Source organism: Microbacterium shaanxiense (assembly GCF_054779995.1).
In genome coordinates this window covers 1-20,667 of sequence record NZ_BAAGXE010000004.1, presented here as the reverse complement: position 1 = coordinate 20,667, position 20,667 = coordinate 1, and the positions used below count along the sequence as shown (strand labels likewise).

Sequence of the window (20,667 nt, the reverse complement as noted above, 5' to 3'; positions counted from 1 at the left end):
ACACGACCCCTTCGGGAGCGACGCAGCGTCAGACGTGCGCGATACCGCGGATCGGCGGAGTGTGGAACGTGCCGTCGAACACGCGTTCCGATGCGCCCTCGCGATCGAGATACGCAGAGGCGCCGCCGTCGATGAACGGCCAGCCGGCACCGAGGATGAGGCAGAGATCGATGTCCTCGACCTCGGGCACCACATCCTCGTCGAGCATGAGCTTGATCTCCTGCGTGAGTCCGTCCTGGACGCGTCGCAGGATCGTCTCAGCCGAGGCGGGAGTGCTGCCCACGTGGCCCTTGAGTGCCTTTTCGGCGGCCTTGGTCCAGCCGGTGACTCGGCCTCCCTTGTCCTTCTCCACGACCTGCTCCAGCTCGGCGAGAGCGTGGAAGTTCTCGTTCGCGTAGAAGCGGTCGGGGAAGTGGCGCACCATCGTGTCCTGCACGTGCGCCGCGACCTTCCAGCCCACCAGATCGATGAGCTGGAACGGCCCCATCGGCAGCCCGAGCGGGCCGAACGCCTTCTCGACATCGGCGACGGGGGTTCCCTCGTAGACCGCGCGTGCTGCCTCTCCCATGACCTTCGCGAGCAGACGGTTCACGACGAAACCGGGAGCGTCGGCGGTCAGCACGGCGTTCTTTCCGAGCCCCTTCGCGACCACGAATGCCGTCGAAAGGGTCTGCTCGTTCGTGCCGGGTGTCTTGACGATCTCGATGAGCGGCATGACGGCGACCGGGTTGAAGAAATGGAAGCCCACCAGACGCTCGGGGTGAGCGAGCTTCGCACCGATCTCCTCGACCGAGAGCGACGAGGTGTTGGTCGCGAGGATCGCGTCCTCGGCGATGAACTTCTCGATGTCACCGAAGACCTGCTGCTTGACGCCGACCTCCTCGAAGACCGCCTCGATCACGAAGTCGCAGTCTGCGTATTCGCTCTTGTCGACCGTGCCGTGGATGAGCCCGCGCAGCTGGTTGGCGCCGTCGGCGTCCAGACGCCCCTTCGCCTCGAGCTTGCCGATCTCGTCGTTGATGTAGGAAACGCCCTTGTCGACGCGTGCCTGGTCGATGTCGGTGATGAGCACGGGCACCCGAAGCTTCCGCACGAACAGCAGTGCGAACTGGCTGGCCATGAGACCCGCGCCGATGATGCCGACCTTGGTGACCTTCTTCGCCAGCGCCTTGTTCGGTGCGCCCACCGGGCGCTTCGCCCGCTTCTGCACCAGGTCGAACGCATACATGGATGCCGCGAACTGATCTCCGGCGACGAGCTCGCTGAGCGCCTCATCCTCGCGGGCGAAACCTTCTGCCCTTGTCCCGCTCTTCGCCTTGTCCAGCAGCTCGAGCGCCACGTACGGCGACTTCGGCACCGTACCGATCTTCGACTCGAGCATCCCGCGCGCCATCTTGATCGCGATCGGCCACTTCGTCAGACGCTCCAGCTTGCCCGGCTCGTTCTTGCGCTCGACCTTCTTGCCTCCGAGGACGGCATCCGCCCAGGCGAGCGAGTTCTCGAGATAGTTCGCCGCAGGGAAGATCGCGTCGAAGATGCCGAGGTCGAACGCCTGCTGCGGCTTGAGCATGCGGTTCTGCTTGAGCGGGTTCGAGATCACCACCTCGAGTGCGTTCTCGATGCCGATGAGGTTCGGCAGCAGATACGCGCCTCCCCACCCGGGGATGATGCCGAGGAACACCTCGGGCAATGCGACGGCGGCCGCGGAGGCGTCGACCGTGCGATAGGTCGAGTTCAGGGCGATCTCGAGGCCGCCACCGAGCGCGAGTCCGTTCACGAATGCGAACGACGGCACGCCGAGCTCGCTGAGCGAGCCGATGACCTTGTGGCCGAGCTGGGCGATGAGGCGGGCATGGTCCTTCGACTCGACCTTCGAGATGTCCGAGAGGTCGGCGCCGGCGGCGAGGATGTACTGCTTGCCGGTGATGCCGACCGCCTGGATCTCGCCGGCCGCGGCGCGGGCCTTCAGCCCGGACAGCGTCTCACCCAGCTCGGTCAGCGTGGCGGGGCCCAGCGTGTTCGGCCGCGTGTGATCGCGACCGTTGTCGAGGGTGATGAGCGCCAGGACCTTGCCGGATGGGAGGCGGATGTCGCGCACGGGGGAGTGCGTGACGACCTCGTCGCCCGCGAGCGCCTCGATGGGTGAGAAGTCGATCTCTTCGTAGTTCGTCACGTGCGCACTCACTTCCGCTTCTTGCCGTCGTAGAAGGGGTTCTCCCAGATGACGGAGCCACCCTGACCGAGGCCCACGCACATGGCGGTGAGGCCGTAGCGCACGTCGGGACGCTCGGCGAACTGCGCCGCCAACTGGATCATCAGACGCACACCGGATGCGGCGAGCGGGTGTCCGATCGCGATCGCGCCGCCCCACTGGTTGACACGCTGGTCGTCATCAGCGATGCCGAAGTGATCGAGCAGCGAGATGACCTGGATCGCGAACGCCTCGTTCAGCTCGAACAGTCCGATGTCGGAGATCGTCAGACCGGCCTTCTTCAGCGCCTTCTCGGTCGACGGGATCGGACCGATGCCCATGATCTCCGGCTGCACACCTGCGAAGGCGAACGACACCATCTTCATCTTCGGCTTCAGACCGAGCTCCTTGACCGCCCCGCCACCGGCGAGCAGCGACATGGTGGCGCCGTCGGTCAGCGGAGACGATGTGCCGGCGGTCACGCGACCGTGCGGGCGGAACGGCGTCTTCAGCGCGGCGAGGTCTTCCATCGTCGTCTGGGGACGGCGCCCCTCGTCCTCCGCGGCGAGGCCCCAGGCACCGTCGGCGCCCTTGATCGCCACGGGCACGAGGTCGGGCTGGATCTTGCCCGCGTCGTACGCGGCCTGCACCTTGTGCTGGCTCAGCATGCCGAAGCGGTCGGAGCGCTCCTTGGTGAGGTGAGGGAAGCGGTCGAAGATGCGCTCGGCCGTGACGCCCATGTTCAGGGCGCCGGGGTCGACCATCTTCTCCGCGACGAAGCGGGGGTTCGGGTCGGCATTGCCGCCGATCGGGTGGTGGCCCATGTGCTCGACGCCGCCCGCGAGGGCGAAGTCGTACATGCCGATGCCGATCGACGCACCCATGGTGGTGACACTGGTCATCGCACCGGCGCACATGCGCTCGACCGCGAGGCCGGGGACGGTGTTGGGCAGGCCCGCGAGGATCGCGACCGAGCGGCCGAGCGTCAGACCCTGATCGCCCGTCTGCGATGTGGCGGCGATCGCGACATCATCGATGCGCTCGGCCGGAATGCCGGCGTTGCGCTCCATCAGACCGATCGTCGCCTTCACAGCGAGATCATCCGCGCGTGTGTTCCAGTACATGCCTTTTTCGCCGGCGCGCCCGAACGGGGTGCGTACGCCATCAACGAAGTAGACGTCCGAGATCTCGGCCACTCTGCCTCCAAGGTTAGGTTTGACCTCAGACTACGAGTCGCCGGATACCGTGGGGAATCGGTTGGATCGAATCTACGACTCGGACGCGGCGGGCTGATCTGCCGATTGACCGGCTTCTACAAAGGCATCCACGATCTTCTGTGCAGTCTGCTCAATCTGCCACGGCCGCGCGCCGAGATCTGCCAGGGCTGCGCCGACGGCATCCGCCGTCAACTCGGGGGGAGCCCATGCGACCCGCCGAAGCGTCTCGGGCTTCAGCAGGTTCTCCGTCGGCATTCCGAGTTCTTCGGCGCGGGCCTCCACGACCGGACGCGCGAGTTTGAGGCGCGCGTCGGCCTCAGGGTTCCGCTCGCTCCAGGCCCTCGCGGGAGGCAGAGCGTCGCTGTGTCCCCGTTCGCGGGGCACCGCTGGAGCCTCGCGCCCCCTGACGATCGCGTCCCACCACCGGTCGAGCTGAGACCTGCTGGCGCGCCCGTTGAACGCCTGGACGCCGGCGAGTGCCTGCTTGGTCTGCGGGTTGGCGAGGACTGCGGCGACCAGCGAGCGGTCGGGAACGAGGCGCCCTGGAGATGTGTCCTGTTGCTGCGCGAATTCTTCGCGCGCCTCCCACAGCGACCTGGCGACAGCGAGTCCGCGGGCGCCCTTCACTTGATGCAGACCGCTCAGGCGGCGCCAGGGGTCTTCTCTCGGCGGACGGGGCGGCTGTGCGAGCGTGGCGGCGAACTCCTGCGCTGCGAAGTCGGTCTTGCCCTGCTCCTCGAGTTCGGTCGCGATGACGTCGCGCACGTCGACGAGATGCAGAACGTCGAGCGCTGCGTAGTCGAGCCACGCGTCGGGCAGCGGGCGCGTCGACCAGTCGGCGGCGGAGTGCTCCTTCTTCAGCGTGATGCCGAGGGTGTCCTCCACCACCGCTGCGAGGCCGACGCGTTCGTGGCCGAGCAGGCGGGCGGCGAGCTCGGTGTCGAAGATCGTCGCCGGCACGAGTTCGAGCTCGCGCAGCGACGGCAGGTCCTGGCTGGCGGCATGGAGTACCCACTCGACGTCGCCGATCGCATTCTGCAGCGCGGCGAAGTCGCCGATCGCCGGCGGATCGAAGAGGAAGACGCCAGCGCCGCGGCGGAACACCTGCACGAGATATGCGCGCTGCGAATAGCGGAACCCTGATGCCCGTTCGACGTCGACCGCGACAGGTCCTGAGCCCGCGGCCAGCGATCTGCAGGCCGCCTGGAACTCGATCGGGTCGTCGATGACTCTGTACTCAGTCACGCCCTGCCTTTCGTGCGCCGAACACGGCGATGTTCTCTGAGCCGGGCGGGAGACCGGCGAGCATGCCGACGAGCTCGGCCCATGCTTCCACGTGCGGTCGGAACGGTTCTTCCGGCGTCCAAGAAGATCGTAGTTCGATCTGGGCTCCATCGCCTTCCTCAGCCAGCGCACCGAAGCCCTTCGAGAGAGTCTTCGTCGCCGTGCCGGACGCGGAGTGGTACGAGGCATCCCGAGAATCCAGAGCGTCCACGAGCCACGACCACGTCACATCCGCGAGGAGGGGATCGGTGCCGATCTCCGGCTCGAGAGGAGCCTGGGCGAACGTCACGATCCGCCATGCTCCGCCCCATGCGGGCGGGGCGTCGGGATCATGCAGCAGGACGAACCGTCCGGTGCCGTAGATCGAGTCACCGTGGTCATCGGGGCGGACGTCGGCTGCGAGAGCGATCGAGAACGGTGCGAGGCCCTGGGGGGAGGGGATCTCGCGGATCACGATGTCGTCTCGGAAGACCGTGTCGCGCAGCTCGGCTGCGGCACGTTCGAAATGCGCTCCGGCATCGGGATGTGCGCTCACGCTGACAGGCTAGAGTCAGGAAGCGATGAAGAGTCTCAGGCACGCCGTTGCACTGCTCGTCCCTGCGCTGATCGCGATGCTCGGGACTGCGGCCGCGTTTCTCGTGTTCGCGGTCGCTCGGCGCGTCGTCACCCCGTCGCCTCGCGCGGCGGACACCGAGATCCTGGCCGTCGACACCGGGGCGCAGACGATCGAGCTCTCGCGCACTCCGGACACCGAGCTCCCCGGTCGTTACGGGTTGTTCACGACGGGCACGCACGGTTATGTCAAGCTCGGCGCCGTGCTGAGCGCAGACGCGACACGCGTACGACGCAAGCTCCTCACGCAGATCGAGTCCGGCGCGAAGATCGATCGGGCCGCCGGGTTCAGCGGCTGGTACTACTCGTCACCGAGCGAACTGCACCTGCCGTGGGAGAACGTGCTGATCGGATCGCCCGCCGGACCGTGCCCCGCGTGGATGTTCCCCGCCGACTCATCGACGTGGGTCATCCAGGTGCACGGCCGCGGAGTCACTCGCGCGGAGTGCCTGCGGGCGGTGCCGGTGTTCCATGCGCTGGGAATGCCCAACCTCGTCGTCTCCTATCGCAACGACGGTGAAGCGCCGCGCAGCAAGGGCGGGTCGTACGCCCTCGGTGCCTCGGAATGGCGTGACGTCGATGCGGCGATCTCGTACGCGCTGCGACATGGGGCGACCAGAGTGCTGCTGATGGGCTGGTCCATGGGGGGAGCGATCGCTCTGCAGACGGCCGTGTCGTCCGCGCATCGGGAGGCCATCGCCGGCCTCGTGCTCGATTCGCCCGTGGTCGACTGGCGGGGAGTCCTGCGCTTCCAAGCGCGCGAGGAGGGGATCCGTGATCCGTTCCCCGCGCTGGCGATGAATGCGCTGTCGTCACCTCTGACCGCTCGGCTCTCCGGGGCGGAGTTCGTGATCTCCTTCGACAAGCTCGACATGGTCGCGCGCGCCGACGAGCTGACCGTGCCGATCCTCGTTCTGCACAGTGAGGACGACGGATTCGTGCCGGCCGATGCCTCGCACGCGCTGGCCGAAGCGCGCCCCGATCTCGTGACGATGCCGAGGTTCACGGGGGCACGGCACACGAAGATCTGGAACTACGACCAGATCGGGTGGACGAAAGCGATCACCGACTGGATGTCGGCGAACGGCTTCAGCGCTTCGGAGTGATCAGCGTTTCTGCGTGACCTGGCGCTTGACGCGCATCAGCATCCCGGTCATCCCGCCGATGCGCAGGGGCGAGACGGCACGGGTGAGGCCGATGCTCTGCGGGTAGTCGTCGGGGATCGCGAGCACCTCGTCGGCCGACAGCCCGGTGATGCCCTGCACGAGGATGCTCGCGAAGCCGCGGGTCGTCGGCGCCTCCGGCGGCGCCATTGCATGCATCGTGACGACGTCGTCGTGTACTTCGACGTAGATGTAGACGGGAGACTGGCACTCCGCCACCCGCTCGCACATCTCCGGGTGGTTCGCGACCTCGTCCGACACCTCCGGGAGCTCGTTGGAGAACTCCAGCAGCAGCTGAAGGCGCTCGGCCTCAGGCAGCTCGAGGAAGTCGTCGCGGATCTCCGCGAGGGTGTCAGGAACGTGCGTGGTGCTCATCCCTGTCATTGTCACACGCTCAGAGGGAGCCTGGCTCGCTGCCGGTGACGATCGGCACACGCACGGCGCTGCCCCACTCGGTCCATGAACCGTCGTAGTTGCGCACGTTCTCGAATCCGAGCAGGTGCTTCAGCACGAACCAGGTGTGGCTGGAGCGTTCGCCGATGCGGCAGTACGCCACGATGTCGTCGCCGTCTTTCACTCCCGCTCCGTCGCGGTAGATCGCGTCGAGCTCGGCGCGGGTGCGGAAGCCGCCGTCCTCTGCGACGGCCTTGGCCCACGGCACGCTCTGCGCGGTCGGGATGTGCCCGGCGCGCAGCGTGCCCTCCTCCGGGTACGCCGGGGCTGTCGTGCGCTCACCGTTGTACTCCTCGGGGGAGCGGACGTCGATCAGGGGTCCGTTGCCGATGAACGCGACCACGTCGTCCTTGTAGGCCCGCAGTACCGAGTCGTCGCGCTCGACGACCGGGTAGTCGGTCGGTGCGATCTCCGTACGGTCGGTGGTGATCTCGCGGCCCTCGGCGATCCAGCGGTCGCGTCCGCCGTCGAGCAGGCGCACGTCCTCGTGGCCGAAGAGGGAGAAGACCCACAGGGCGTACGCCGCCCACCAGTTGTTCTTGTCGCCGTAGATCACAACGGTGTCATCGCGGGAGATGCCCTTCCGGCTGAGCAGTGCGGCGAAACCCTCTCCGTCGACGTAGTCGCGCACGACAGGGTCGTTGAGCTCGGTGTGCCAGTCGACCTTCACGGCTCCGGGGATGTGCCCCGTCTCGTAGAGCAGTACGTCCTCATCGGACTCGACGACGACCAGACCCGGTTCGCCGAGGTGCGCTGCGAGCCAGTCGGTGGTGACGAGACGGCCCGGCTCGGCGTACTCGGCGAACTTCTGAGATGAGGAATCGAACTCGATGGTCACGTGGCGCTCCAGGGTGAGGTGCGAGCGAAGGCTCTGGCTGTGACGGCGTAGTGTTGAGCCGTCCCTTCGACGATAGAGCCGTTCGGTGCGCCTGGCACCCGTTCTGTAAGACTTCGACACAGGAAACCGATGAACGACACCGACAACGCGAACGTCATCCATCTCACCGAACGTCAACCGGTGGTGACCGGCCCCGAGATGCTCGCGAGCCTGGTTCCGCCCCCGCAGTTCGACGATGCGACATTCGAGAGCTACCGGTCGGATGACGCGTACCCGTCGCAGGCCGAGTCGAAGGCACTGCTGGAGAAGTTCGCCGGAAGAGGCGCGCCCGCGAAGCGAGGCGGGTTCTTCAGCCGGGCCAAGAAAGAGCCGGAACTGAAGCCCGGCGTATATCTCGACGGCGGCTTCGGCGTCGGCAAGACCCACCTGCTCGCGTCGATCTATCACGCGATGCCCGCACGTCGTAAGTACTTCGGCTCGTTCATCGAGTACACGGCGCTGGTCGGAGCGCTCGGCTACCGCAACACGGTCGACCTGCTGCGCGGTGCGGATCTGATCTGCATCGACGAGTTCGAACTCGACGATCCCGGCGACACCATGGTGATGACGCGGCTGCTCGGTGAGCTGGTAGCCACTGGCACCCGCCTGGCCGCCACGTCGAACACGCCGCCGAACGCTCTCGGAGAGGGGCGCTTCGCCGCGCAGGACTTCCTCCGCGAGATCCATGCGATGTCGGACAGCTTCGAGACCATCCGCATCGACGGCGTCGACTTCCGTCAGCGTGCTCTCGACGGTCACGCGGTCACGCTGGAGGAGGTCGAGTACGCGCAGCGGATCGCCGACACAGCGGGCACAGCATCCGACGATCTCTTCGGTGACGTCATCCGGCATCTGGCCAAGGTGCACCCGTCCCGTTACATCCGCCTCATCGACGGGCTCGATCTCGTCGGGCTCCGTGAGGTGCAGGTGCTGACGGACCAGTCGGAGGCGCTGCGGTTCGTCGCGTTCGTCGACCGCGTCTACGACGCGCAGGTTCCGATCGTCGCGACTGGGGTGAGCCTGGATCAGGTCTTCGCCGAAGAGATGCTGGGCGGCGGATACCGCAAGAAGTATCTCCGCGCCATCTCCAGACTCAACGCCCTCACACATTCTGCGCAGCAATCCAGCGTCGCGTAACGCGATGGTTACATCGGGCGGTCGGGTGTAACCGCGCGGTAACACTCACTGCGCTTCCCGGAAATCGGGCCTCGCCACACTGAAGCTCTCAATTACTTCGGATGTGAGGTTTTCCTATGGATGCTCCCGGCAACATCTCGTGGGCGATCACCGCGACAGCGCTGGTCTTGCTGATGACGCCAGGCGTCGCGTTCTTCTACGGCGGTCTCGTCAAGGCGAAGAGCGTGGTCAGCATGATGATGATGAGCTTCGGCTCCATCGGACTCGTCGCGGTGCTCTGGATCCTGTTCGGCTTCTCGATGAGCGCGGTCGAGAGCCCGACGCAGTTCGCGGGCAACCCGTTCGCCGACTTCGGGCTCTCCAGCCTCGCCTCCGGTGAAGGTTCGAACGTCGCGCTGCTCGGTGTCGCGTACGGCGCCACCTTCGCGATCATCACGATCGCGCTGATCTCGGGAGCCATCGCCGACCGTGCCAAGTTCGGCAGCTGGCTGATCTTCGCCGGGATCTTCGCCACGGTGGGGTACTTCCCGATCGCCGCGTGGGTCTGGGGCGGCGGATGGATCATGAACCTCGGCACCACCCTGTTCGGTGAGGACAGCGGCATCGGCGTGATCGACTACGCGGGTGGAACGGCCGTGCACATCAACGCGGGTGCTGCCGCTCTCGCTCTCGCTCTCGTTCTCGGCAAGCGCATCGGATTCCAGAAGGGCATCCTCAAGCCGCACAACGTGCCGCTGACGCTTCTGGGCGCTGCGCTGCTGTGGTTCGGCTGGTTCGGTTTCAACGCGGGAGCGGAATGGCTGTCGGAGGACATGGGCGGTGTCGGCCTCATCGGACTGAACACGCTCGGCGCGACCGCCGCCGCGATCCTCGGATGGATCCTGATCGAGCGCATCAAGGACGGCAAGGCCACCTCGGTGGGCGCGGCCTCCGGTGCGGTCGCAGGTCTCGTCGCCATAACGCCCGCCTGTGCGAACCTGACGCCGGGATGGTCGTTGCTGCTCGGCGCTCTCGCTGGTATCGTCTGCGCACTCGCGGTCGAGCTGAAGTTCCGTCTCGGCTTCGACGACTCGCTCGACGTCGTCGGCATCCACCTGGTCGGTGGCCTGCTCGGCACGATCTACCTCGGCTTCTTCGCCTCGGAGACCGGACTGTTCGTCGGCGGCGACGCCCGCCAGCTCGCTGTTCAGGTGATCGCCGCACTGGGCGTGCTGATCTACGCCTTCGTCGTCGCCTTCATCATCGGGTTCGCGATCCAGAAGACGATCGGGTTCCGCATCACCAACGAGGACGAGATCGCCGGCGTCGACTCCGTCGTCCACGGCGAGGAGGGCTACGCCCTGGTCGACGCCTGAGCCGACTCGGCCGCATGTCGCCGGTAGGGTGACGGGGTGACCTCCTCCAAGAGCATCCTGTCTCAGCTCGCCGACATCGTCCTGAAGGCTTTGACATCTCGGACGCCCCGTTCTCCTGGGAAGGAGACGGGGCGTTCGAACGTGTCGGACACTGTCGCCACCGAGGGCGATGCGGGCCGGCTGCGGGGGAGCGAGACCGTACGGGTCGATCCCGACCGCATCGGGGATCTTCAGGTCGGCTACAGCCCCGCCAAGGACGATGCGCCGGATTCGGGCGAGATCATCTGGACGTGGGTGCCTTATGAGGAGAACGACGGCCGGGGCAAGGACCGCCCGGTGCTGGTCATCGGGAGGCAGTCCGCAGACCGCGTCTACGCGGTGCGGATGACGAGCAAGCCGCATGATCGTGACAGGGACTTCCTCTCGATCGGCAGCGGCGCCTGGGATTCGCAGGGGCGCGAGTCGTGGGTCGACATCGAACTGCTCTACAGCGTGCACGACGGCGGGATGAGACGAGAGGCTGCGGTGTTGAAGCGGACGCTGTACGACCGGGTGGCGTCGGCGCTGATCTCCCGCTACGGGTGGGCGCGGCTCGACTGATCTCGCGCAGTGGAGCGTCTGGGCGTCCCGAGCGTGCGGGTCATGAACGAAGGGCCTCGCTCAACCACCGCGCGTGAAGTCGCCACGGGTCGCCCTCCGCGCGGAGCGTCGTGGTGTGCACCTGGAGATCACGGCTGAACGTGAACCATTCGCCGCCTTCGCGAAGGTGCGCGAACTCGCGATGCCGCTGCTGTTCGACCGGTCTGCCTCCGGGCTCGAACGCGAGCAGTTCGTCATGGCGGATGCTGGCGAGCCGCTGACGCGGACGCATGCTGGTGCCGATCTTCACCCGACAATCGAAGCGCAGGTAGTACACGACGTCGATGCGGGGCAACGGGAGGTCGGGATCGGGCACGTCGCCGTATCTCCAACCGCATGCGGCGCAGTACCAGGAGCCGCTCACACGTCGGCCGTCGGCACCGCCGCACAGGGTGCAGGGACCGGGGAGCGCAGTGGACGTGGACATCACGGAGAGCGTAGCGCTGGCCTACGACGTCGGCTTCTGCGGCGATACTTGACTCTCACACTGTGGAAGACGAGAGAACTGAGTCATGTTATCCATCGGAGCGTTCGCGCAGATCGGTCAGGTGACCCACCGGATGCTGAGGCACTGGGACACCGCCGGTCTGCTCGTGCCGGCTCACGTGGACGAGTTCAGCGGCTATCGATCGTACGACCCCTCCCAGCTTGAGCGCCTGCACAGGATCGTCGCTCTGCGACAGCTCGGGTTCGGCCTCGACGACATCTCATCGATTCTCGATCAGGGGGTCGATGCGGATCGCATCGCCGCCCTGCTGCGCATCCGTCGCGCAGAGGTTGAGCAGGAGCACAGGATCGCAGCCGGAAGACTCGTCGACGTGGAGCGGCGCCTCCATCTCATAGAGAGCGAGAACCACATGTCCCAGATCGAGATCATCGAGAAGCCCTTGCCCGCCGTCCGTCTCGCGGCACGCCGCACTGTCGTCGCCGACCAACCAGAGGTGGCCGGTGTCGTCGGTCCGTCCTTCGACGCCGTCGCTGAGATCATCGGCGGTGAGCAGGGGTCTCTGGCGACGCCGATCGCGCAGTACGACACGACCGAGGACGGGCTTCAGATCGTCGCCGGGTACGCGTACAGCGGGCCCGCGGGCGAAGGGTTCGAGATCGTGGACCTTCCTGCCTCCGAGACCGCGGTGTGCGGCATCCATCTCGGCTCGATGGACCGCATCGCGGAGAGCTGGCAGGCGATCCATTCCGAGATCTTCGCGCGTGGCCTGGTTCACGCCGGTCCCTGCCGGGAACTGTATGTCCGCGCCATATCGGATGACCAGTCCGATTGGGTGACCGAGCTGCAGCAGCCCGTCAGACGACGCTGACGACGCGGGTTCCGCTCGTCAGGCGGGGCTCTGTGTGAGCGCCTTCGACAGTTCGGGGAACGCCTGCAGCACCATGTCGACGAGTTCGTCCAACGGCCTGGTCAGCGGATCCGTCGCGGGGACTCCGAGGTCGAGTTCGATCTCGTCGATGGCTGCGGCGATCTGCGTCTCGGTGAGGTTCTCGTGGTTCACGGTCACGCCGATCACCCGGGTGTCGGCGAAAGCCTCGATCAGGGTGACTTCACTGGCGACGTCCGGCATCGGCATCATCGGGAAGTCGCCGAGCACACGTCTGCCCGGTGCGTGCTGCACGATCACGCCGGCCGGTCGGCTGCCGCGAAGGATGTGGGCGGAGGTCAGATACGCGGGGTGGCTGAGCGCGCCCTGCCCTTCGACGATGATCACATCAGGATCCTCGCCTTCGAAGGCGGCGACGACCTGGTTCTCCACCTCGCCGGAGCAGAACTGGGGCACGAGCGCATCCAATGCGACCCCGTAGCGTCCGCCCTGGATGATCGTCGTCTGCCCGGTTCCGACCATGACGGCGCGGATCCCGCGGTCATTGAGCGCCTGGACGAGCAAGGTCGACGTGGTGCGCTTGCCGATCGCGCCGTCGGTGCCCAGCACGGCGATCCTCGGGCAGGTGACGTCGAAGATGCGCCCGGAGAAGAGGTGGAGGTCCTTCTTGTCCTTCGGTCGTCGAACGTCGGTGATCGTGACGCCGGCGAGGAGCGCGGCCGCGACGAACTCGGCGTCGTCGTTGAGGAACTCGTGCAGACCGTTGATGATGTGCATGCCGTGCGCGATGCCGTCCAGCAGCACGACGCGCTGCGCGTCCGAGAGCAGGCCGTCTGCGGGGGCGACGCCGCAGATGAGGTAGTCGGGCGTGCTTCCTGCGTGTGTGATGGCTTCCGTCAGGCTCGCCAGGATCGGGATGCCGTTGGCCGTGCCGTCGAGCAGAGCGCCGGCATCCGCTCCTGCATGGTGGCTGTCGATGACGCTGAGGATCTCGTACTTCTCGGAATGCCGGACAAGGCCGTTGGCCGTCTTGCCGTCCTGCTCTCCGAACTGGGCCTCGCAGTAGACGATCGCTGTCGAACCGACCGGAAGCATCGGAATCGGTACCGACGAATCATTCGACTGCGAATCAGCGGAGTGGGTATACGGGTGCACGGAAATCGGGTCTCCTCGAGATGATCCAGAGGAGGCGACGGAGAACGAAGTGGCCAGAAAGGGCCCGTTGGTCGACAAGAAGTCTTCCCTGACGCCGGCGAGATGCCGACTTCGCTCACCGTAGCAGTGAAACCTGCGGGTCAGGCGTGAACAGGTTCTGGCCGGCCGTCGGGGTAGCTGCGTCGATGATGAACTTCAAGCCCCTGATATCGAGCTCCTCACGCGGCTACCGTGGGAGCCTCGACGAAAGGACGCGCTATGTCGCACGAAGAGATGACACCCGAGCAGAAGCGCCACGATCAGCTCACGACGGCGCCGAACGCCACCGAAGAGGATGCGGCGCCGCGCGTGGATGTCACTGAGCACGACGGAGTGACACGGGTCGACGTGGCCGAGGGCGCGGCTGTGCGACCTGGGCCTGGCCCGGGGATGCCGGAAGCAGATGGAGAATCCGACTCCGAGTGAGATCAGTTTCGTCGGTGTCCCATCCGATTTCCCCGCTGCCACGAACCTCCTATGACAGCCGCGATACCGCGGCCATACTCAAGGAGGAATCATGCGCTTCATCCCCACCAAGGTTCACGGCGTCCTCGACTACCTCGTCGGCATCGCTCTCATCGCGGCGCCGTGGCTGTTCGGGTTCGCCGGAGTCGGAGGACCTGCCGTCGTCATCCCGATCGTTCTCGGCGTCGGGCTGATCGTCTACAGCCTGTTCACGAAGTACGAGTGGGGCCCCTTCGGATTCATCCCGATGCCCGTTCACCTCGTGTTCGACATCGTCGCGAGCCTGTTCCTCGCGCTCTCGCCCTGGATCTTCGGCTTCGCAGGCGAGGCGCTGAACGTGTGGCTGCCGCATGTCGTGGTCGGCGTCACGGTGATCATCGTGGTGCTGTTCTCGAAGCCGCAGCCCGGACCGACGGCGAACCGCGACCGCTGATCGGACTCCGAGCCGCGAAAGAGCCTGCGCGTGCGCCGTGTCTACCCGAACCGGCGCACGCGCAGCACTGTGTCCAAGAGGACCACGTCCTCGTCGCCACGCCACTTGGCCGTTCGCTCGACCGCCGTGTTCGTCTCGATCGTCCAGTCGTTCGTCAGCTCGAGCGACGCCAGTACCTCGTCGGACGTGGGAAACGGTGGGATCTCGGTGTCGTGCACATGCTCGGACGTCGGGGGGAACCCTCCGTGCCCGACGATCAGCAGCCTGCCTCCAGGAGCTACGGCGGAGACCGCGCGTCGGAGGACTGCATCCCGGGGGAACTCGACGGGGGAGTGCAGGAACGCTGACGTGACGAGGTCGTACTCGTCCGACGGGGACCAGCTCGCCAGATCGGACTGAACCCAATCGATCCGGTCGGAGAGCCCCGCCTTCGCAGCCTCTGAGGCTCCGACCTCGAGAGCGACGGTCGAGATGTCGACAGCGGTGACCCTCCAGCCCCGCTCCGCGAGCCAGAGAGCGTCGGCGCCTTCACCTGACCCGAGCTCGAGCACACGGCCAGGGGCGAGTCCGGACACCTGTTGAGCGACGGTCGCGTTCACGCGCCCGCTCCACATCCGGCCATGCTCCGTGCGGCGGCTCGTGTAGCGCTCGTCCCAGAATCGGGTCGCCTCCGTGGCGATGTCATCCGGCTGGGCCGTCATCGCACGCCCGCATCCTGCTCGGCGTCAACCGCAGCCGCGGCCGCAGCCACTTCTTCTGCGACGAACTCTCCGTTCAGCGCGAGGGCGGCCGTCGCTCCCGATCCCATCGCGATCGGCACGAGCGCGGCCGGATTCGCCGTGTTGCCCACCGCCCATAGTCCTGGAACACTCGTCCGGCCGAACTCATCCACGGTCGGCCACGAGCCGAACGGCGTCTCCGTGCGCGTTGCGCCGAGCTGCTGGACCACGTCATCGAGCGGCACGAGTCGTGGTTCTGCGAAGAGCGCATCCACCGGCACGACGGTGCCGTCGGCGAGCGCGATTCCGGTCAGCCGATCGCCGTCGGAGGTGACGCCCGAGACCCTCTGATCCTCGAGGTGGATGCCGCGTTGCAGGAGGATGCGCCGCTCGGAGTCGGGGATGGGGTCTGCGAGTGCTGTGAACACCGTGATGTCGTCGGAGTACGAACGCAGCATGTGCGCCTTGTGGATTCCAGCGACGGAGCCGAGCAGAACGCCGATCCGCCGACCGGCAGCCTCGTAACCGTCGCAGTACGGGCATGCCACGACGCCCCGCCCCCACTGCTCGGCGAGTCCGTCGATCTCGGGAAGCGCGTCGCGGGTCCCCGTGGCGACGATGAGACGACGGGCGACAATGCGAGCGCCGGTGTCGGTCCTGACCTCGAACCCGTCGGGAACAGCCTGGGCATCGACGACGTGTGCAGTGCGGATGACTCCGTCCGCGGCGAGTACTTCGCGCCGCCCATCGGCGACGAGGTCGAGCGGCGAGTAGCCGTCGCGGCTCAGCACGCCGTGCATGTGCGGGGCGAAGCGATTGCGCGGCTGCTGCGCATCGAGCACGAGAACACGTCGTCTGGCTCTGGCGAGGATGAGCGCGGCGCTCAGGCCGGCCGCGCCTCCTCCGATGATCACCACATCCCAGGGCTCTGCGTCTGGGGATGCGGGGACTGTCATGGAACTCTCGTCGATTGTCATGAGTCCAGATTGCGTGAATGATATCGTTGTGGCAAGTATCAATGCCGAATCAGCAAGGAGATGGCTATGCCGGACGACGCGGTCGCACTTATCGGGCCTCGGCTCAAGAGCTGGCGGGAGAAGCGCAGCATGACGCTCGCCGACCTGTCGGATGCGACGGGCATCTCATCGAGCACGCTGTCGCGCCTCGAAGCGGGCAAGCGGGCGCCGAATCTGGAGCTCGTCGTGCCCATCGCCAGAGCGTTGAGGCTGGAGCTCGACGACATCGTTCCGCGCAAGGCGCCGGACCCGCGTGTGGCCCGCACGAGGAAACGGATGGGGGACACCTGGTACGAATCGCTCTCGCCGGAGTCGAGCCCGGTGCAGACGTACAAGGTCACGTTCCCGCCGAACCCTTCGGGCATCACGGCGGTGCCGGAGCCGAAGGTGCACGACGGTCAGGAATGGCTCTACGTCCTGTCGGGTCGCCTGCGGCTGGTGATCGGCGAACAGGACGTCATCCTCGGACCAGGGGAGGCCGCCGAGTTCGACACGCGCATCCCGCACTGGCTGTCGGGCGTCGGAGGGCAGCCGACGGAGGTGCTGTCGATCTTCAGCAAGGAGGGCAAGCGCATCCATCTGCGTGCACGCACCGGTGCTCCGACCGCGGAGAGAGTCGCGAACGCATCTCAGTGATCGAGCGCGCGCCGGTAGTGCATCGCGACGACCCCGTTGCGCATCGGCGTCGCTGAGATCAGGTCGAGGCGCCTCGTGTCGGGGAGCCCGCTTCGGTACAGCGTGGGGCCACGGCCGGCGATCATGGGATGGACGAGGAACTTGTATTCGTCGATCAACCCCAGTCGGTCCAGTTCGACTGCGAGCGCACCGCTGCCGAGCAGCACACCGGCCGCGGTCGCGTCCTTGAGTTCTTGCACGCCCGCGCGCAGTTCGCCGGCGATGTGGTGGCTGTTGGCCCAGGGGAAGTCCTGCCGCGTGGAAGAGACCACGTACTTCGGCTTGGCGTCCAGCTTGACCGCCCAGTCGCGCATCGGCTGCGACGCTTCCTCATCGCCGCGGGCGATCGCCGGCCAGGAATTCTCCATCATCTCGTAGGTGACACGGCCCCACAGCATCGCCCCGGCCTCGTCCATGAGGCGGGTGAAGTAGGCGTGGGTCTCGTCGTCGGCGATGCCCACTTGATGGTCGACGCATCCGTCCAGAGTGACGTTGATGCCGAATGTCAGCAGTCCCATGCGGGGATTCTAGAGCTGAGCGTACGGTGGGCGATACCGGATTCGAACCGATGACCTCTTCCGTGTGAATGGCTCTAAGGCCGTATAGCGGGTGAAGCACCGTATAGCCGGAGGCAACTTATGCCAGGTCAGCGGGAGAATATCGCGTAACGGCGCGTAGTCCCGTGAAGTGCCCTGTAGTAGAGGTCTGCCCCACGTTTGCCCCACGCGGGTCCCTCATCGCGTGCGCGATATCGTCGGCCGACCATGTGAGTCCGGCTGCGGCGAGGAGTCCGTTACCGTGGAGGAAGTGCGGGGTCTTGTCGCCCTTCTCGCCGGTCCATTCGTAGTAACCGCGCATCGGCACGACGCATCGGGCGGCAGTGAACGCGGGCGCCCAGAACCCGGTGGCGAGCTTCTCCATCCGCGCGTTGATGATCGGCGCACCCTTTGGCCGGTTCGCGGGCTTCTGCCAGTCCCACCGCACCAACTCGAGGATGCGTCCTTCGCCGCGGTCGCGGACGATCGGCGCGGCGTCGGTCGGCGCGATCGAGTACGACCCGTTCCAGGACTTCCACCAGTCCTCCGGGCTGCCACCCTCGGCGACGAATTCGCGCACGAGCTCGTCCGTCTTGGCATCCATCGCGAAACGTCCGCACATGGCAGCGACACTACTCCGGTGTCATCACGGCAGCGACCCTGCGGGTCCTTCGGATCGCCACACGCCATAGGGTCTGGACATCCGAGAGGCGGCCGTCATATCCTGCTTTCTCAGCGCGGCGCGGCGGGGCTAGGGGAGTCGCCTACCGCTCTGAGGCCCTCCGCCGAACCGACCTGGGGGTTGTCCGGCGCAGCGGAGGGCCGACCTATGTGTCCCAGTCGCTGATCGAGCTGCCGAACGGGTTCTGCTCGGTCGCCGCCGACGATTCCCGGCCCGTGGTGACCACGATCCTGGATTGCTCCGAGACGAGTACGGAGATATGGGGGTCGCTGTCAGTGAGGTCGACGAAGGCTGGTCCGGATCGTGCGGCTGCTTCAATCCGTGCCATGACGTCGACCCGGTCCTGATCATCGCCGAGCAGGTACTCTCTACCGTCGATCTCGACGTACGTTCTGGTGTCTCCTTCGTTGCCACCCATGCGTGCAGAGTAGAACGCGGTCCTGCGCGCGCTGAGGGGCTTGCGCGATGCAAGGCGAAGAGAGTACAGGCGTCACACGGTGGCAGATTCCGCGGAGGAAACCAGAGGTACGTCCTCGGCAGGCTCGTGCACAAGGTAAAGCCCGGTCGGAGAATTGGCGGCGTACGCGAGCGCTTCGACCCAGGCACGGTTGATCGAGGGCTGACGGCCACCATGGAACTTGAACACGAGCGAGCTACCGCCATGCACCCACACCGTTGTGCGCCCACCACCGACGCTGGCATCCTCGCGCCAACTGAAGGAGAAAGGCTCACCGCGCCGCAGCTTCGCCATCACCACCATCTGGACGTGCGCGAGAGCACGATCTTCGATCTCCGTCTTGACGTTGCCTTCGTAGATGAACTTGCCCATTGCGCTCACCCTCTCGCTCTCCACGGAAGCCCATCGAAGGCCGCTCAGACCTGATCCCAGTGGTCCCCTCAGAATACAGGCGGGTATCAGGGTCTACGTGGCGCGTATTGTCGTTTCATGGGCACGCTCGAATACAACAGTTCTCGTCCGCCGATCGAAGTTGACGACGAGACGCTCGCGCATCTGAAGATCGTGATCGGCACGAAGCTTCGCCGCCAGGAGAGTTTCATGATGACCTGGCTGCCGGATGAGAAGAGTCCTTCAGGTCGACTCACCATCTGGATGCATCCCAGCATCCCTTTGGTGCTGGACTTCAAGGCATCGAAGATGCCGCAGATCGATCCGAAGCGGATTGAGCGAATGATGGAGCACCTCAGTGCGCGCGGCGAACTCATCCTCGATCAGATGCCGCGGTAAGTCTCACCCTTCGGGAAGTTCGCGCACGGTGATGGCATTGCCCCATACCCAGCACCGGTAGGTCTGTTCCCCGTCGCTGAACTCGATCCCCGCCGCGGTCGGAGTGGAGCGAACCAGCCTCGCATCGACACGCACGGCGGTGGGGCCAAACCGTACCCAGGCACGAACGGGCTGGGGTCGCGGGTGGATCGTCAACGGCTGCTCGAAGAGGTCGACCTCAGCACGCGTGAGGGACTGCAAAGGCCCAGACTTCGATGCTTTCAGGATCTGCTTCTCTGCCGCGTACCTGTCGTACAGCGGTGCGAGTCGATTTGACGATCCCATGGCCGGTAATCCTTCCTCCGGCCGAGGACATCAAGTCTACGCGCGAGACCCGAGCGCACCGATGTACGCCTGGTTGCACTCGACGCAGACGTACCCGGTCTTCACGTCGCGGAGCACGGTCCCGCACTTCGGACACTTCGGTTGTGCGCGGCATCGAGATCATCCATGCGGCCACGGTACGCGCGGCCCGCGCACTCTGCGAGTTATCCACAGGGGCGCTCGGAGTTCGCCTGGCCACGCATGAGGCTCGTCTGCCCCACGTTTGCCCCACGATGACAGTGAGCAACGAAGAAGCCCCGTCAGGATTTAGGTCCTGACGGGGCTTTCTCTGGTGGGCGATACCGGACTCGAACCGATGACCTCTTCCGTGTGAAGGACTCGGACCCTGCTGTGCAGCGGGTTCCACGTGGTGATTCTGTTGCATCGTGTGCGCCGATACATGGTCGGCTGCATGGTCGGGGTGCGCCGGGGGTGCGCGCGATATGACCTCCACGGGCACATCTGACTTACCGTCCGATGATGTCCTCGCCGCGATCCGCTCGCACATCTGCGCCCGTCCGTATGAGGTTGAGCCTGGCCGGTTCATTCGGTGCCAGTCTCGCCGTACAGCGGTGTGCCCGTCGTGCGCTGGTCTGTATCGGGGCGATTGGCAACGCATCGCACGGTCGGGCATCTATGACGCCGACGGGCACCCGCTCCCGTCGTACAAGTACTTCTTCATCACGCTGTCGGCTCCATCGTTCGGCTCGGTGCATCTGGTGCCGAAATGGGAGCGTGACGCGGGCAAGCGTTGCAAATGCGGGCAGACCCATGGGCACGACGACGTGCACCTACGCGGGCTGCCGATTGACCAGGATTCGTACCGGTATGAGGATCAGGTGCGGTGGCACGGGGCGCTCGGGCGGCTGTGGAAGTCGGCGGCTGCGGCGATGCGGCGACTCTGCCCGGATGCCGAGTACTACGCGGTCCGAGAGTTGCAATCACGTATGGCGCTGCACGTTCATGCCGTTGTGCGAGTGCCTGCTTAGGCTGCGGTCGGTGCTGAGACGATGGGACACGCTGAACCGCCCTGGGTTCAGTTCCGTTGTCTATGTGAGCGCCGGTTCGGCGTTGTG

25 protein-coding genes are annotated in these 20,667 nt (G+C 66.0%); 10 read left to right on the top strand and 15 right to left on the bottom strand.

Annotation, left to right across the window (positions count from 1 at the left end; translation table 11 throughout):
- Window positions 1-28: 28 nt before the first annotated feature.
- The 4 genes from ACYVG2_RS13555 to ACYVG2_RS13540 all read right to left on the bottom strand — a co-directional run bounded on the left by ACYVG2_RS13555 (window position 29) and on the right by ACYVG2_RS13540 (window position 5,227).
- Complete coding sequence (locus ACYVG2_RS13555; protein WP_460781942.1) at window positions 29-2,173, bottom strand: 3-hydroxyacyl-CoA dehydrogenase NAD-binding domain-containing protein; 2,145 nt, start codon at window positions 2,171-2,173, stop codon at window positions 29-31.
- Window positions 2,174-2,181: 8 nt separating this feature from the next.
- Window positions 2,182-3,387 carry a thiolase family protein gene (locus tag ACYVG2_RS13550; RefSeq protein WP_460781498.1) on the bottom strand — a complete coding sequence of 402 codons (1,206 nt, stop codon included), beginning with the start codon at window positions 3,385-3,387 and terminating at the stop codon, window positions 2,182-2,184.
- 72 nt (window positions 3,388-3,459) lie between these two features.
- Window positions 3,460-4,653 (bottom strand): ribonuclease D, encoded by a 1,194-nt coding sequence (locus ACYVG2_RS13545; protein WP_460781497.1) that lies wholly within the window; start codon window positions 4,651-4,653, stop codon window positions 3,460-3,462.
- Entirely contained in the window at window positions 4,646-5,227 is a 582-nt protein-coding gene (locus ACYVG2_RS13540; protein WP_033107125.1) for a DUF3000 domain-containing protein, read from the bottom strand. The genes ACYVG2_RS13545 and ACYVG2_RS13540 overlap by 8 nt, the downstream gene beginning before the upstream one ends.
- Window positions 5,228-5,252: 25 nt before the next feature.
- Here ACYVG2_RS13540 and ACYVG2_RS13535 point away from each other — a divergent pair, with 25 nt between their 5' ends.
- Window positions 5,253-6,410 (top strand): alpha/beta hydrolase family protein, encoded by a 1,158-nt coding sequence (locus ACYVG2_RS13535; RefSeq protein WP_460781496.1) that lies wholly within the window; start codon window positions 5,253-5,255, stop codon window positions 6,408-6,410.
- Here ACYVG2_RS13535 and ACYVG2_RS13530 read toward each other — a convergent pair whose 3' ends face one another.
- On the bottom strand, window positions 6,411-6,842 hold the full coding sequence (locus ACYVG2_RS13530; RefSeq protein WP_460781495.1) for a SufE family protein: 432 nt from the start codon (window positions 6,840-6,842) through the stop codon (window positions 6,411-6,413).
- Between the two features lie 19 nt (window positions 6,843-6,861).
- Window positions 6,862-7,758: a sulfurtransferase gene (locus ACYVG2_RS13525; RefSeq protein WP_460781494.1), complete on the bottom strand. Its 897-nt coding sequence runs from the start codon at window positions 7,756-7,758 to the stop codon at window positions 6,862-6,864.
- Window positions 7,759-7,887: 129 nt separating this feature from the next.
- On the opposite strand from ACYVG2_RS13525, the gene zapE reads away from it, so the two are divergent.
- The 3 genes from zapE to ACYVG2_RS13510 all read left to right on the top strand — a co-directional run bounded on the left by zapE (window position 7,888) and on the right by ACYVG2_RS13510 (window position 10,889).
- Window positions 7,888-8,934 carry a cell division protein ZapE gene (gene zapE, locus ACYVG2_RS13520; RefSeq protein ID WP_460781493.1) on the top strand — a complete coding sequence of 349 codons (1,047 nt, stop codon included), beginning with the start codon at window positions 7,888-7,890 and terminating at the stop codon, window positions 8,932-8,934.
- 116 nt (window positions 8,935-9,050) lie between these two features.
- On the top strand, window positions 9,051-10,289 hold the full coding sequence (locus ACYVG2_RS13515) for an ammonium transporter (protein ID WP_460781492.1): 1,239 nt from the start codon (window positions 9,051-9,053) through the stop codon (window positions 10,287-10,289).
- A 36-nt stretch (window positions 10,290-10,325) separates the two neighbouring features.
- Complete coding sequence (locus ACYVG2_RS13510; RefSeq protein ID WP_460781491.1) at window positions 10,326-10,889, top strand: type II toxin-antitoxin system PemK/MazF family toxin; 564 nt, start codon at window positions 10,326-10,328, stop codon at window positions 10,887-10,889.
- Window positions 10,890-10,929: 40 nt separating this feature from the next.
- On the opposite strand, the gene ACYVG2_RS13505 is transcribed toward ACYVG2_RS13510, so the two are convergent.
- On the bottom strand, window positions 10,930-11,355 hold the full coding sequence (locus ACYVG2_RS13505) for a GIY-YIG nuclease family protein (protein WP_460781490.1): 426 nt from the start codon (window positions 11,353-11,355) through the stop codon (window positions 10,930-10,932).
- Window positions 11,356-11,440: 85 nt separating this feature from the next.
- On the opposite strand from ACYVG2_RS13505, the gene ACYVG2_RS13500 reads away from it, so the two are divergent.
- A complete protein-coding gene (locus ACYVG2_RS13500; protein WP_460781489.1) occupies window positions 11,441-12,244 on the top strand; it encodes a MerR family transcriptional regulator in 804 nt (267 codons plus the stop codon).
- Between the two features lie 18 nt (window positions 12,245-12,262).
- Here the strand turns inward: ACYVG2_RS13500 and ACYVG2_RS13495 are convergent, their stop codons facing one another.
- On the bottom strand, window positions 12,263-13,357 hold the full coding sequence (locus ACYVG2_RS13495) for a DUF1611 domain-containing protein (RefSeq protein ID WP_460781488.1): 1,095 nt from the start codon (window positions 13,355-13,357) through the stop codon (window positions 12,263-12,265).
- Window positions 13,358-13,675: 318 nt separating this feature from the next.
- Between ACYVG2_RS13495 and ACYVG2_RS13490 the strand changes: the two genes are divergently transcribed.
- Both ACYVG2_RS13490 and ACYVG2_RS13485 read left to right on the top strand, forming a co-directional pair.
- Window positions 13,676-13,882: a multidrug transporter gene (locus ACYVG2_RS13490; RefSeq protein ID WP_460781487.1), complete on the top strand. Its 207-nt coding sequence runs from the start codon at window positions 13,676-13,678 to the stop codon at window positions 13,880-13,882.
- 91 nt (window positions 13,883-13,973) lie between these two features.
- Window positions 13,974-14,354: an SPW repeat domain-containing protein gene (locus tag ACYVG2_RS13485; protein ID WP_460781486.1), complete on the top strand. Its 381-nt coding sequence runs from the start codon at window positions 13,974-13,976 to the stop codon at window positions 14,352-14,354.
- Window positions 14,355-14,395: 41 nt separating this feature from the next.
- On the opposite strand, the gene ACYVG2_RS13480 is transcribed toward ACYVG2_RS13485, so the two are convergent.
- A complete protein-coding gene (locus ACYVG2_RS13480) occupies window positions 14,396-15,055 on the bottom strand; it encodes an SAM-dependent methyltransferase (protein ID WP_460781485.1) in 660 nt (219 codons plus the stop codon).
- Window positions 15,052-16,029, bottom strand: a complete 978-nt coding sequence (locus tag ACYVG2_RS13475; RefSeq protein ID WP_460781484.1) for an NAD(P)/FAD-dependent oxidoreductase — start codon at window positions 16,027-16,029, stop codon at window positions 15,052-15,054. The genes ACYVG2_RS13480 and ACYVG2_RS13475 overlap by 4 nt, the downstream gene beginning before the upstream one ends.
- An 87-nt stretch (window positions 16,030-16,116) precedes the next feature.
- Between ACYVG2_RS13475 and ACYVG2_RS13470 the strand changes: the two genes are divergently transcribed.
- Entirely contained in the window at window positions 16,117-16,725 is a 609-nt protein-coding gene (locus tag ACYVG2_RS13470) for a helix-turn-helix domain-containing protein (RefSeq protein WP_460781483.1), read from the top strand.
- Here ACYVG2_RS13470 and ACYVG2_RS13465 read toward each other — a convergent pair.
- From ACYVG2_RS13465 to ACYVG2_RS13450, 4 genes are all read right to left on the bottom strand, one after another.
- The gene (locus tag ACYVG2_RS13465; protein ID WP_460781482.1) at window positions 16,719-17,282 is read right to left on the bottom strand and encodes a dihydrofolate reductase family protein; all 564 of its coding nucleotides are present in this window, start codon (window positions 17,280-17,282) and stop codon (window positions 16,719-16,721) included. The genes ACYVG2_RS13470 and ACYVG2_RS13465 overlap by 7 nt on opposite strands.
- A gap of 118 nt (window positions 17,283-17,400) precedes the next feature.
- A complete protein-coding gene (locus tag ACYVG2_RS13460) occupies window positions 17,401-17,922 on the bottom strand; it encodes an SOS response-associated peptidase (protein WP_460781481.1) in 522 nt (173 codons plus the stop codon).
- A 205-nt stretch (window positions 17,923-18,127) separates the two neighbouring features.
- Window positions 18,128-18,400, bottom strand: coding sequence for a hypothetical protein (locus ACYVG2_RS13455; RefSeq protein ID WP_460781480.1), 273 nt, complete (start codon window positions 18,398-18,400; stop codon window positions 18,128-18,130).
- Window positions 18,401-18,472: 72 nt separating this feature from the next.
- Window positions 18,473-18,811, bottom strand: a complete 339-nt coding sequence (locus ACYVG2_RS13450; RefSeq protein ID WP_460781478.1) for a DUF7882 family protein — start codon at window positions 18,809-18,811, stop codon at window positions 18,473-18,475.
- A gap of 117 nt (window positions 18,812-18,928) precedes the next feature.
- Here ACYVG2_RS13450 and ACYVG2_RS13445 point away from each other — a divergent pair, with 117 nt between their 5' ends.
- Entirely contained in the window at window positions 18,929-19,228 is a 300-nt protein-coding gene (locus ACYVG2_RS13445) for a DUF7882 family protein (protein WP_460781477.1), read from the top strand.
- Between the two features lie 3 nt (window positions 19,229-19,231).
- On the opposite strand, the gene ACYVG2_RS13440 is transcribed toward ACYVG2_RS13445, so the two are convergent.
- Window positions 19,232-19,552 (bottom strand): hypothetical protein, encoded by a 321-nt coding sequence (locus ACYVG2_RS13440; RefSeq protein WP_460781476.1) that lies wholly within the window; start codon window positions 19,550-19,552, stop codon window positions 19,232-19,234.
- 482 nt (window positions 19,553-20,034) lie between these two features.
- On the opposite strand from ACYVG2_RS13440, the gene ACYVG2_RS13435 reads away from it, so the two are divergent.
- Entirely contained in the window at window positions 20,035-20,580 is a 546-nt protein-coding gene (locus ACYVG2_RS13435; protein WP_460781475.1) for a replication initiator, read from the top strand.
- Window positions 20,581-20,667 lie beyond the last annotated feature (87 nt).